The sequence below is a fragment of the Streptomyces viridochromogenes DSM 40736 genome (assembly GCF_000158955.1).
GTDB lineage: Bacteria > Actinomycetota > Actinomycetes > Streptomycetales > Streptomycetaceae > Streptomyces > Streptomyces venetus.
Map to the genome: position 1 here is coordinate 858,746 of NZ_GG657757.1, position 12,119 is coordinate 870,864.

Genomic DNA, 12,119 nt, shown 5'->3' on the forward strand with positions numbered 1-12,119 from the left:
GCGTTCCAGCAGCCGGTCGCTGAGTCGGTAGCCGGTGTCCGTGCGCCGCAGATCACCGGCGGCCACCATCCGGCTGAGCGCCGCCCGCAGGGTGGAGCCGCCGACGTCGAAGCCCCGCACCAGCCGCCCGATCTCCCTGGCCGGCAGCTCCGGAGGATGCGTTCCGAGCAGCAGACTCAGCACGACCGACCGCGCGGACAGGGGGCGCAGATCGAGCGCACCGGGCCGCTCCGGGACATTCATCGGCATGGTCACGCACTCTACGCGGCGGAACTCGCTGTTGCAGGATTGCTGCGCCCGTAGAGCAAATGCAACACTCGGAGCATGGTCTCGACATTCGAGGAACAGCGGGCGAACACCGGCCCCGCCACGCACGACGTCACCAACCAGGCCCCGCCCCTCGCCCCGTACGACGCGTCCGACGACCCGGCCCTGCTGGAGGGGTTGCGGCGGGAGGGCGCGGGGTGGGCCGAGGAGGAGCTGCGGCGGCTCGGCAGGCAGGCCGGCAGCGCCCAGGCGCAGGAGTGGGCCGACCTGGCCAACCGCCACGAGCCGGAGCTGCGCACCCACGACCGGTACGGCAACCGCGTCGACGAGGTCGAGTTCCACCCGAGCTGGCACCACCTGATGCGCACCGCGATCGCGGAGGGGCTGGCCGCGTCGCCCTGGGCGGACGACCGGCCCGGCGCGCATGTCGCCCGGTCAGCGGGCGGACTGGTCTGGGGGCACACCGAGGCGGGGCACGGCTGCCCCACGTCGATGACCTACGCCGCCGTGCCCGCGCTGCGCAGGCAGCCGGAGCTGGCGAAGGTCTACGAGCCGCTGCTGACCAGCCGGGAGTACGAACCCGGTCTCCGGGTGCCCTCGGAGAAGCGGGGCCTGCTGGCGGGCATGGGGATGACCGAGAAGCAGGGCGGCTCCGACGTCCGGACGAACACCACGACGGCCACGCCCACCGCCGAATCCGGCGTGTACACCCTGCGCGGGCACAAGTGGTTCACCTCGGCACCCATGTGCGACGTGTTCCTGGTCCTGGCGCAGGCCCCGGGCGGCCTGTCCTGCTTCCTGGTGCCGCGTGTGCTGCCCGACGGCACCCGCAACACCTTCCGCATCCAGCGGCTGAAGGACAAGCTGGGCAACCGGTCCAACGCGTCCTCCGAGCCCGAGTTCGACGGGACCGTCGCCTGGCTGGTCGGCCCCGAGGGCCAGGGCGTCAAGACCATCATCGAGATGGTCAACTGCACGCGGCTGGACTGCGTGATGATGTCGGCCGCGCTGATGCGCAAGTCCCTCGTCGAGGCCGGGCACCACGCGCGGCACCGCAGCGCGTTCGGCGCGCGGCTGGTCGACCAGCCGGCCATGCGCAACGTCCTGGCCGACCTGGCGCTGGAGTCCGAGGCCGCCACGACCCTCACCCTGCGGCTGGCCGGGGCGGCCGACCGGGCGATCCGCGGGGACGCCGGGGAGAGCGCGTTCCGCCGGATCGCCACGGCCGTCGGCAAGTACTGGGTGACCAAGCGGGGCCCGGCGTTCACCGCGGAGGCCCTGGAGTGCCTCGGCGGCAACGGCTACGTCGAGGACTCGGGCATGCCCCGGCACTACCGCGAGGCTCCCCTGCTGTCCATCTGGGAGGGCTCGGGGAACGTCAACGCCCTCGACGTGCTGCGGGCGCTGAGCCGCGAACCGGGCACCGCCGAGGCCCTGTTCGCCGAGCTCGCCCTCGCCCGAGGTGCGGACGCCCGGCTGGACGCGGCCGTGACACGGCTGAGGAACCGGCTGCCCGAGGCGTCCCAGGCGACCGCCCGCCGGCTGGTGGAGCAGACGGCCCTGACACTCCAGGCCTCCCTCCTCGTCCGCCACGCCCCGCCGGCGGTGGCCGACGCGTTCTGCGCGACCCGGCTCGGGGGCGACTGGGGGTACGCGTTCGGGACGTTGCCGGAGGCGGCGGACCTCGACACGATCGTGGAACGCGCGCTTCCCGGCCACGACTGAGTCACCGTCGGCCAACGGGCGCACAGATCGCGCACCGTCATCTCCCGATTCCGCTTCGTTGTCAGTGCCGTGGTGCAGACTCCCCGTCAGTTGGCACTTCGCCTGGGGAGGACAACGTGTTCAGGGGGATCGACGAGGTCGACTGGGCCTCGCTGCGGCATGCGTACGGCAGCGCGGAGAACGTGCCCGGACTGCTCCGGGGGCTGGCCTCCGCCGATCCGGCCGAGCGGCAGACCGCGCTCGACGGGATGTACGGCGCCGTGCACCACCGGGGAGACGTGTATGACTCGACGCTCGCCTGTGTTCCGTTCCTCCTCGCGCTCGCGGTCCGCGAGGAGGTGGGGGACCGGGCGGCGGTCGTGGAGCTCCTCGTCAGCATCGGAGGCGTCGACGGGGCTGGGGATGGGGCCGGCGACGGGCACGGCGAGGCCGTGGACGGCTACGCCGCGCGGGCCCGGACCGCGCTGCGGGCGGGGGCGGAGGTCTTCGTCCGGCTGGCGGGTGACCCGGACGCCGGGGTCCGCCGGGCCGCTCCGGGGGCGCTCGTGCGGTTCCTCGACCCGCCGGCGCGGGTGCTCACCCTGTTGCGGGAGCGGATCACCGTGGAGCGGGACGACCGGGTCCTGCTCGCCCTGATCGAGAGCCTCGGCCTGTTCGCCCGGCGGCACCGGTCGGCCGACGGGGCCCGCGCCGCCGAGGCGGTGCGCCTGCTGGCGACCTTGAGCGAACCCCCTCACGGCCCCGGACTGCGGCTCGCCGCGCTCGGCCGGCTCGCGGGCTGCGCCCCGGAGTTGCTCCCCGGCGATCTCGTACCGACCGTCGTCCGGCTGCTCCGGGACCGGTCCGGCCAGCGCTCCGGTACGGGACGCGGGCCGGACGGTCCCGGTGCGGACACGCTGGCCGGCCGGCTGCGGCGGCTGCGCCCCTCGGACGAGGAGGGCTCGCAGCTGTTGCGGACCCTGCACTCCGCGCTCGGCGGCCGGGTCGCCGACCGGATCGCCCTGCTGTGCGGGCAGTTGACCAGCCCGGACGCCCTCGATCGGTGCAACGCCGTGTGGATGTCGGCCAGGCTGTTCCGCGAGTGGCGTACCGGCGCCGAGGAGCCGGTCGCCCTCATAGGGGCGCAACTGGGTGCCGAAGAAGGCTGGTTGCACGATGCGGCGGCCACCGTCCTGGGAGAGCTGTTCGAGCTGGCCGGGCCTGCCGCCGACCACCTCCACGCTCTGGTGGCCTGCCGTCCCGAGTTTCGGATACGGCACGGGGAGCGGGGTGCGCCGACGCTGGGCGGGCCGCTCAAGGCGCTGGCCCGAGCCGGGGACGCGCGGGCCACTCCGCTGCTGGCCGAGGTGCTGGCGGGGCCGGTCGTGCCCGACGACCTCGGGCTGGTGATACCCCACCTGGGCCGGGCGGCCGGGCCGCTCGCTCCCGCGTTACGGCGACGGCTCGCCCGCCTTCCGCTCGACGAGCCCGGTATGCGGGGGCCGGCCGTCCCCCTGCTGTCCGCTCTCACAGCGCTGGGCGACGCCGAGTCCGTGCCGTCGGTGCTGCGTCTGCTGCGTGGCCTGCCGGACGCGCCGCGACGGCCCGACGCCGTCACGGAAGCGGCCGTCCGTGCCGTCGGCGCGTTCGGCGGTGCCGCGCACGAGGCGATACCGGACCTGCGGGCGCTTCTGGACACCGACTGCGCCGTCGCGGCCGCGCAAGCGCTGTGGTCGGTGACGGGCGAGACGAACGCCGTGGTGCCCGTGCTGGTCCGGGGGTTGACGGCCCCGGGGCGCGGTCGGCAGCGCCGGGCGGCGGCGGACGCACTCGGCCGGCTGGGACCGGCGGCCGGTACGGCGCTGCCCGAGCTGCGCCGGATGACCGGCTCGGGGGACGCGTCGGAACGGGCGGCGGCCGCGTGTGCGGTGTGGCGGATCACCGGGGATCCGGAGCCGGTCCTCCCCGTCCTTCGCTCGGCATGGATGGAGCACCCGCGCACGCGCACGACGATCGCCGGGTGCGCGGCGGCGGTGGGCCCCACGGCAACGCTCGTGCACGACCTGCTGCGAACGGAGCTCCGTTCCCCACGACGACATCGCGCGAACGCCACCGGCCACGACGGTCACGCCATCCACGAGGACGAGACGCTGTTGCGCACGTGCCGTGAGGCGCTGGGCGGGTAGGGCGGTTCCTCCCGAGAGACCGCGTCGGCGAACCCGCCCGCCGCTGCGGGCATGCGTGCCGCTGACGCGGTGGGGGCACCTCCCTACTCGAGCGAAGCCGAGAGCTTGGGGGGAGGCACCCCGCTCCGCCGGGCCGCGCACCCACCCGCCCCCGAGGCCCGGGGCGCCCCCGAGGGAAACCTGTCCGGGGGACCGTCCGGAAGGCCGGTACCGGAGGAACCCGCCTGGCGGCCCGGTGCGGGTCGACCCTCACGGGGGACCCGAGGCCCGTTCGAGGGCCCGTTGGGGGCGACCGGTCCGGGAAACTCGTCGGGAGGCCGCCCCTCCTGAGGGGCAGCCCGTCCGAGGACGACCCGGCCCTGGGGGGCTCGCCCTCCGGCTCCTCCCCCGTCACCCCGTGGTACGCCCCCACATCGGCCCGAAGCGCGACCACTCGGCATCCCACTGGTCGATGCGGCGCCGCTCCAGGTGGCGGCGTGCCGCGCGGCCCGCCGCGAGCGGCAGTGCCGCGGTGAGGAAGCCCGCCACGCCTCCGATCAGCACGGCCCGTATGTGGGCCTGGGTCTCGGTGACGGGTCGGGTCACCTGGAGGCCTTCGCGGTCCGTCCAGACGGTGATCGGTGTCCCGGCGGCGCTTCCCGCCAGGACCCGCACCTGGCCGGAGTGCGGGGAGCCGTCCGCGGCGGTCCACCGTGCCTTTGCCCACACGTGCTCGGCACGGGAGGCGTCGTCGTTCTCGGCGGCCCTCCCGGGTGCCTTCTCCGCGAGCCGGGCCTCCTGGGGACGCCACTCGACTCGCTCCCGGGCCAGCCCGTCCTCGACGGAGCGGCTCACGCTCAGGCCGGCCAGCACCCCCACGACCACGGTGAGCGTCCACACGCCCAGCACGACCCAGGCTTCCACCCTGTCGGCGCGGCGCTTGAGCGGATTGCGCCGCCAGCGCCACAGCCACACATTCGGACCACGTAACGCCATCGAAGGGATCCTCCTCGTGAGCGCATGAGCATTCCGCCGCCCTCCCCATACGGAAGCGGACCCCTGGATGCTCACTGCACGTACCCCGGGAAGGCGCCGTGCCGGGGGCCCCGGTCGCCGACACGGCCCTGACCTGTGCCGGAGCCCGTTCCGGGGGTGACTGTCAGTGGTGGGGTGCAGACTTTTTTTTTGTCTGAGACGAGGGCGTCAATGGCGACGCCGCGGAGGTGATCGGCATGACCGAGGTACTGCTCGCCGTGGGCACGCGCAAGGGCCTGTTCATCGGGCGGCGTCGGGGCGGTGGCGCCTGGGAGTTCGACGAGAGCCCCTACTTCAACGCACAGGCCGTGTACTCGGTCGCCATCGACACCCGGGGGAAGACCCCGCGGCTGCTGGCCGGCGGCGACAGCGCGCACTGGGGCCCTTCCGTGTTCCACTCCGACGACCTGGGCCGGACCTGGACCGAACCGGCCCGGCCTGCCGTCAAGTTCCCGAAGGACACGGGCGCGTCCCTGGAGCGGGTATGGCAGCTGCACCCGGCCGCAGCCGAGCCGGACGTGGTGTACGCGGGCACGGAACCGGCCGCGCTGTACCGCTCGGCGGACCGCGGGGAGACGTTCGAACTCGTCCGCCCCCTGTGGGAGCACCCCACCCGGTCGAAGTGGGTGCCGGGCGGCGGCGGTGAGGGACTGCACACCGTGCTCACCGACGTGCGCGACCCGCGGACGGTGACGGTGGCCGTCTCGACCGCCGGTGTGTTCCGCACCGTGGACGGCGGCGCGAGCTGGGCGCCTTCCAACTCGGGCGTCTCCGCGGTGTTCCTGCCCGACCCGAACCCGGAGTTCGGCCAGTGCGTGCACAAGGTGGCGCGGGACGCGGCGAACCTGGACCGGCTGTACCTGCAGAACCATTGGGGTGTGTACCGCAGCGACGACGCGGGCGCGCACTGGACGGACATCGGCGAGGGCCTGCCGTCCACGTTCGGTTTCGCGGTGGCCGCGCATCCGCACAGAGGTGACACGGCGTACGTGTTCCCGATCAACGCCGACGCCGACCGGGTGCCCGCCGACCACCGCTGCCGGGTCTACCGGACGGCGGACGCGGGCAAGAGCTGGGAGCCGCTCTCGGCGGGGCTGCCCCGGGAGGACCACTACGGCACGGTGCTGCGCGACGCGATGTGCACGGACGACGCCGACCCCGCGGGCGTCTACTTCGGCAACCGCAACGGCGAGGTGTTCGCGTCGGCGGACGACGGCGACAGCTGGCGGCAGCTCGCCTCACATCTGCCGGACGTGCTGTGCGTACGGGCCGCGCTCGTCGGGTGACGCAAGGGGCCGGAGGAGGGGCCGCGTGGGTGATTGTTCCCTTCAGGAGTTCTGCAAGAACCCTCGCGGCCAAGGGGATCGGCATACTGCGTGAATGCGGACGCAGCAGAAGATTCCCGCCGTGATTCACCAGACCTGGAAAGACGCCGATGTACCCGCCCATTGGAAGAAATGGGCTGATTCATGGCGCCTGCATCACCCCGACTGGGGTTACCGATTGTGGACCGACTCCGACAATCGCGCATTCCTCCAGGAGCACTATCCATGGTTCCTGCCGGTCTACGACGGCTACGCGGAACCGATCATGCGGGCGGACGCGATTCGCTATTTCCTGCTCGACCATTTCGGCGGACTGTACGTGGACCTGGACTTCGAGTGTCTGAGCCCGGTCGACAACATCCTTGACGGGCGCGAACTCGTCCTCGGCTGCGAGCCGCAGGCGCACACACAGCTGCTCCTGGCCCGCCAGCGCGGATTCAGCCGCATCGTCGGCAACGCGTTCATCGCGTCTCGGCCAGGCCACCCCTTCTGGGCTCATGTGCATCGCCAGTTGGTCGGCGCCCACAGAATGCCCGGTGCTCTGGACGCCACGGGCCCCTTCTTCCTCAGCAGAGCGATCGACAGCGCCCCGGATTCCGCCTCGATCACGATCCTCGGCCCGGAGGTCCTGTACCCCGAGGTGAGCCCCTACGCGGCAGAGCTGTTCGGTCCCCAGAAAGCCGACTACGAGAACGCGCATGCCGTGCACCACTGGTCCGGCAGCTGGGTGCGCGACGTCCCCGGGACTCCTCGGGCCTCGGTCGGCAAACGGTTCCCATTCTGGGCGAGCCAGGAGCTGCACCCCGTCGCCGACGGCCTCCTCAACCTGGACGCGCAACGCCGTCGCTGGGCCTCGGGCGCGCCGGCGCCGACGGTGTCCTGCCTGATGGTGACGAAGGACCGTTCGTCCACCGCCCGCCGCGCGATCACGTGCTTCCGTGCGCAGACGTATCCCAGTCTTGAACTGGTCGTCGTGGAGGACGGCACGGACGACGCCCTGGAGCAGTACGTTCGCGAGCTGGGCGACCCCCGGATCCGCCACCACCGGCTTCCCCCGGAAGGGCGGCCGCTGGGTGAACTGCGCAACGAGGCGGTGAGCCTGGCCACCGGCCCCTACGTGTGCCAGTGGGACGACGACGACCTGTACGACCCGGAGCGGGTCGAGACCCAGATGGCGGCCATTGCCTCACTCGGCGCCGACGCCTGCTTCCTCGCGCGTGAGCGGCTGTGGTGGCCCGCTCGCCACAAGCTCGCGATCTCCTGCGCGCGCGTATGGGAGGGGTCGATGGTGTGCGCCAAGGACCGTCTCCCGCGTTACCCCGCACTGCGCCGGGGCGAGGACACCCCGGTGGCGGAAGAGGTGGTCCGCACCTGCCGGGTGGTGTCGGTCGACGCACCCGAGCTGTACACGTACGTGTGTCACGGCGGCAATACGTTCCACGAGGCCCACTTCGCGGAGCACTTCGAGGTGGCGACCGAGGTCTGGTCCGAACCCGGCGCGTACGCCGAGCGGTTGCTCACGATGGCGACACGGCTGCCGATCGAGCCGGAGGACATCGCCCACGCCGAGGTCCACCCCGCCGCCCGAGCCTCCGAGCGAAGCGCGCGGGCCGCCGAGCCCGCCCCCGGCCCGGCGAGTGAGCGCCCCCCGGTCCTGGTGCTCACCCCTCTGAAGGACGCGGCGGCGTTCCTGCCGGGCTATCTGGAGAACCTTCGCGCCCTGGACTACCCGCGTGAGGCGATCTCCCTGGGCCTGCTGGAGGGCGACAGCACGGACATGACTCCGGATCTGCTCCGGGAGGTCCTGCCCGGCCTCGAGGCGGAGTTCCGGCGGGTCACCCTCGTCCACCGTGACTTCGGCCTCCAGCTGGCCGGCCCCCGGTGGGAGCCCGGCATCCAGCGCCGGCGCCGATCGGTGCTGGCCAAGGTGCGCAACCATCTGCTCGCCCGAGCCCTCGACGACGAGGAGTGGGTGCTGTGGCTCGATGTGGATGTCACGGGCTACCCGGCCGATCTCGTCCAGCGCCTGCTCGGCGCGCACAAGGACATCGTCGTCCCGCACTGTGCCACGACGGCCGGTGGACCCACCTACGACCTCAACACCTTCGTCCTGCACCCCAGAGCCGGCACGCTCAACTGGTCCCAGTGGCTGCGCGACGGCATTCTGCAGCCACCCAGAGGGTTCGGCCGCACGTACCTCGACGCACTGCGCGGGCAAGGGCTCGTCCGCGTCGACTCGGTCGGCGGCACCGCACTGCTGGTACGCGCCGATCTCCACCGGGACGGCCTGGTCTTCCCCTCCTTCCCGTACCAGCACCTCATCGAGACCGAGGGTCTGGCCGCGATGGCCCGGGACATGGGCACTTCCTGCTGGGCGCTGCCCGACCTGGAAGTGCTGCACCCGCACCACGCCACGGACGTGGCGGACAACGGGGCCATGGTCCCGTCCTGACCGAGTACCTCACATGGCGTACCCGTAATGGCACGCTGAGTAACGAAATCCTACGGTGGTGCTGCTGCCCCTGCCCCGGAGTTCACCAGCGGCAGAGGGCAACTCCCAGCCCCCGAAGGAAAGGCTCCACCGTGAAAGCCCGTGTCATGTCCTCCCTGGCCCTGCCTGCCGCACTGGCGACCGCCGGACTGCTCAACAGCGCTGAGGCGGCCTACGCGGCCGCCCTCGGCTCGGACACGCTGACGGCGTCGGCACCGTACACGCACCAAGAGCAGCAGATAGGCGGCGGCGCCGTCCTCACCTCCGGGGACGGGCACCCCTGCACGCCCATCGGGAACGTCACCGTCACCGACTACGGCCACTGCTGCACGCCCATCGGCAACATCACCGTCACCGAGTACGGCCACTGCTGCACGCCCATCGGGAACATGACGGTCACCGACTACGGCCACTGCTGCACTCCGGTGGGCAACGTGACCATCTGTGACTACGGGCACCATCAGGAGCACGGACACGGCCACCACGACCACGTCCCCGGTCGTCCACAACTGCTCTCCAGCTGACATCCGGCCGGCCCGCTGCGACGGGGTCCTGGATCAGGGCCCGGGGGGGGCGTCGGCGCCCGACGTCGCGGAATCCTGCCGCCCGTACCCCGAATCCCCTCCGTCCTGTTCCGTTCCGAAGCGAAAGACGGCGCATGCCCCACAGATCCGACCCTCTGGTCTCGGTGGTCATCCCCTGCCACGACTACGCCCGTTATCTGCCCGAGGCGGTCTCCAGCGTCCTCGCACAGACGTTCCGCGACTGGGAGCTCGTCATCGTCGACGACGGCAGCACCGACGACACCGCCGAGGTGGCCCAGGACCTGATCGCCCGCCACCCCGACCGGCGCATCAGGCTGCTCCGACAGGCCAATGCCGGGGTCTCCGCCGCGCGCAACACAGGAATCGAGGCCAGTGCCGGTCGCTACATCCTTCCGCTGGACGCCGACGACATGATCGCGCCCACCATGCTGGAGAAGACCGTCGAGGTACTGGACAGCGACCCCGGCATCGCCATCGCCTCAACCGATGTGTTCACCTTCACCGACGACGACCTGCCCCCGCAGGCGATGCCTCTGCCCGCCTACAGCAGAGAGCTGCTGCTCCAGCGACTGATCATGTTCTACTGCTCGCTGTACCGCCGTGAAGCGTGGCAGACCGTGGGCGGGTACGACGAGACCATGCGGGCGGGAGAGGACTGGGACTTCTGGATCGGCTGCGTCGAGCACGGCTTCGACGCCCACCACATCCATGAGCCGCTGTTCGGGGCCCGCAACAAGGACACCGGGCTGCACCTGGAAGCCGCCGAGAACGACCTGGCCATCCGGGCCCGGATCGTGGCCAACCACCCGGACCTGTTCAAGCCCATCACCCGGGGCTGGGCACACGCCGTGCTCACCCAGGACGCGGAAGCCTGCCTGTCGGACGAGCACGTGCCCGACGACATCCTCACCCGGGCCGCCGAGATGGACCAGTTCCTCTCCGCGGTCATGGCCTTGCAGCGCACCACGCGGGTGCAGTACTACCACATCCGGCGACTGGAGAAGGCGCTGGCCGCTCAGAGCGCCATGGCCGGCCCGTCCGTCCCGGAGCGGGAGTCCGCCCCGGCGGCTTCCTCCGTCTGACACGGTGGCCCGGGTCGGCCGGGCCACCACAGTGCCTCCCGGGACGCCGCGGCAGACGCGAGGTTCACGGCAGTCGCCAGTCCACCGGCTGTGCGCCCTGCCGCACGAGCAGGTCGTTGGCCCGGCTGAAGGGGCGGGAGCCGAAGAAACCCCGGTCCGCCGACATCGGCGAAGGATGAGCGGACTCGATCGCGGGGAGGTCCCCCAGCAGCGGTCGCAGATTGCGCGCGTCGCGCCCCCACAGGATCGACACCAGCGGCTTCCCCCGTGCCACCAGCGCCCGGATCGCCTGCTCGGTGACCTCCTCCCAGCCCTTGCCCCGGTGGGCGGCGGGCTTGCGGGGGGCGGTGGTGAGTGCCCTGTTGAGCAGCAGCACGCCCTGCCGGGTCCACGGCGTCAGGTCCCCGTTGGACGGCCTGGGCAGCCCCAGGTCGGAGTGCAGCTCCCTGAAGATGTTCTCCAGACTGCCGGGCACATTGCGCACCTCGGGCGCCACCGCGAAGCTCAACCCGATCGCCATACCCGGTGTGGGATAGGGATCCTGACCGACGATCAGGACACGGACGTCATCGAACGGCTGCTGGAAGGCCCGCAGGACGTTCGCCCCGGCCGGAAGGTACGTCCGGCCGGCCGCTATCTCGGCCCGAAGGAAGTCTCCCATCGCCGCGATGCGTTCGGCCGCGGGTTCAAGAGCCTTCGCCCAGCCTGCTTCAACAAGTTCATACAAGGGTCGTGGTGCCACAGCGCGTCACTCTACTGGCACACAGCGAAGCTCCGCACAAGCCGAAGGCCCCCACACCAGGGCTTCTTTCGGCGCTACTCTTCACTCCTCGTCGAGGTCCTCGAGTCGGCCGGCACATCGCGCAGCCGGCCACCGGGAAGGAGGGGAACGTGTCGCGTCCAGTGGTCGAGCCGCTCCGCCGGGGTCGTCCCGCTCGGCCGGCTCTTCGTCCTGAACGCTTCCCGCTGGTCCGCCAGGGCGGCCGACCGGTGTACCGGCGCCTCCCGTGACCGGGGCGTCGTGCGGCTCCGGTTTCCTCGCCGTGGACTCCGGCGGGTCCGGACTGCGAGTGGTGGTGGGGACCGCCGAGCGCGGGCCGCTGGCCCGGCGGGCGTCCGCCGAGCCGGTGCGCACGGGTGACCGGGGCATCGATCCCGGGCACTTCATGGCGCAACTCGTGCCGTTGGTACGCGCCTTGGCCGACGAGTGCGGGCCGGTGCGCCTGACCGCCGCCGTCGTCGGCGCGACCGGGCTGGCCTCTCTCGGTGACGCGCTGCGCGACGAGCTCCCGGACGCCCTGGCCCGGCAGTTCGGGGTGCGCAGGGTCGCGCTGGCCGCCGACGCCGTGACCGCGTACATGGGAGCCCTCGGGCCCCGGCCGGGTGCCGTGATCGCCGGGGGTACGGGGCTGATCGCGATCGGCACCGACCTGGCCGGGTGGCGCCGGGCGGACGGCTGGGGGCATCTGCTCGGCGACTGCGGGGGCGGTGCCTGGATCGGGCGG

At 72.2% G+C, this 12,119-nt stretch carries 8 protein-coding genes and 2 pseudogenes; 7 read left to right on the top strand and 3 right to left on the bottom strand.

What is annotated here, in order from left to right:
* Nucleotides 1-249, bottom strand: a pseudogene (locus SSQG_RS03925) (PaaX domain-containing protein, C- domain protein); the annotation flags it as partial.
* 75 nt (nt 250-324) lie between these two features.
* Between SSQG_RS03925 and SSQG_RS03930 the strand changes: the two are divergent.
* Nucleotides 325-1,992, top strand: a complete 1,668-nt coding sequence (locus SSQG_RS03930) for an acyl-CoA dehydrogenase family protein (protein WP_003988405.1) — start codon at nt 325-327, stop codon at nt 1,990-1,992.
* 116 nt (nt 1,993-2,108) lie between these two features.
* Entirely contained in the window at nt 2,109-4,157 is a 2,049-nt protein-coding gene (locus SSQG_RS03935; protein WP_039931900.1) for a hypothetical protein, read from the top strand.
* Between the two features lie 390 nt (nt 4,158-4,547).
* On the opposite strand, the gene SSQG_RS03940 is transcribed toward SSQG_RS03935, so the two are convergent.
* Nucleotides 4,548-5,132 carry an Rv1733c family protein gene (locus tag SSQG_RS03940; RefSeq protein WP_039931901.1) on the bottom strand — a complete coding sequence of 195 codons (585 nt, stop codon included), beginning with the start codon at nt 5,130-5,132 and terminating at the stop codon, nt 4,548-4,550.
* Nucleotides 5,133-5,368: 236 nt separating this feature from the next.
* Here SSQG_RS03940 and SSQG_RS03945 point away from each other — a divergent pair, with 236 nt between their 5' ends.
* The 4 genes from SSQG_RS03945 (at nt 5,369) to SSQG_RS03960 (ending at nt 10,614) form a co-directional block, all read left to right on the top strand.
* On the top strand, nt 5,369-6,457 hold the full coding sequence (locus SSQG_RS03945) for a WD40/YVTN/BNR-like repeat-containing protein (protein WP_039934692.1): 1,089 nt from the start codon (nt 5,369-5,371) through the stop codon (nt 6,455-6,457).
* Between the two features lie 94 nt (nt 6,458-6,551).
* Nucleotides 6,552-8,948, top strand: coding sequence for a glycosyltransferase (locus SSQG_RS03950; protein ID WP_052310224.1), 2,397 nt, complete (start codon nt 6,552-6,554; stop codon nt 8,946-8,948).
* 131 nt (nt 8,949-9,079) lie between these two features.
* Nucleotides 9,080-9,511 carry a hypothetical protein gene (locus SSQG_RS03955; protein ID WP_003988411.1) on the top strand — a complete coding sequence of 144 codons (432 nt, stop codon included), beginning with the start codon at nt 9,080-9,082 and terminating at the stop codon, nt 9,509-9,511.
* Between the two features lie 134 nt (nt 9,512-9,645).
* The gene (locus SSQG_RS03960; protein ID WP_039931902.1) at nt 9,646-10,614 is read left to right on the top strand and encodes a glycosyltransferase family 2 protein; all 969 of its coding nucleotides are present in this window, start codon (nt 9,646-9,648) and stop codon (nt 10,612-10,614) included.
* Between the two features lie 64 nt (nt 10,615-10,678).
* Here SSQG_RS03960 and SSQG_RS03965 read toward each other — a convergent pair whose 3' ends face one another.
* Entirely contained in the window at nt 10,679-11,356 is a 678-nt protein-coding gene (locus SSQG_RS03965) for a uracil-DNA glycosylase (RefSeq protein WP_003988413.1), read from the bottom strand.
* A 265-nt stretch (nt 11,357-11,621) separates the two neighbouring features.
* Here SSQG_RS03965 and SSQG_RS03970 point away from each other — a divergent pair.
* A pseudogene (locus tag SSQG_RS03970) lies at nt 11,622-12,119 on the top strand (ATPase); the annotation flags it as partial.

Excerpts from the sequence above, each read along its gene's own strand:
- SSQG_RS03930 (WP_003988405.1), top strand. The coding sequence starts at position 325 with ATGGTCTCGACATTCGAGGAACAGCGGGCGAACACCGGCCCCGCCACG.
- SSQG_RS03940 (WP_039931901.1), bottom strand. The coding sequence starts at position 5,132 with ATGGCGTTACGTGGTCCGAATGTGTGGCTGTGGCGCTGGCGGCGCAAT.
- SSQG_RS03945 (WP_039934692.1), top strand. The coding sequence starts at position 5,369 with ATGACCGAGGTACTGCTCGCCGTGGGCACGCGCAAGGGCCTGTTCATC.
- SSQG_RS03950 (WP_052310224.1), top strand. The coding sequence starts at position 6,552 with ATGCGGACGCAGCAGAAGATTCCCGCCGTGATTCACCAGACCTGGAAA.
- SSQG_RS03960 (WP_039931902.1), top strand. The coding sequence starts at position 9,646 with ATGCCCCACAGATCCGACCCTCTGGTCTCGGTGGTCATCCCCTGCCAC.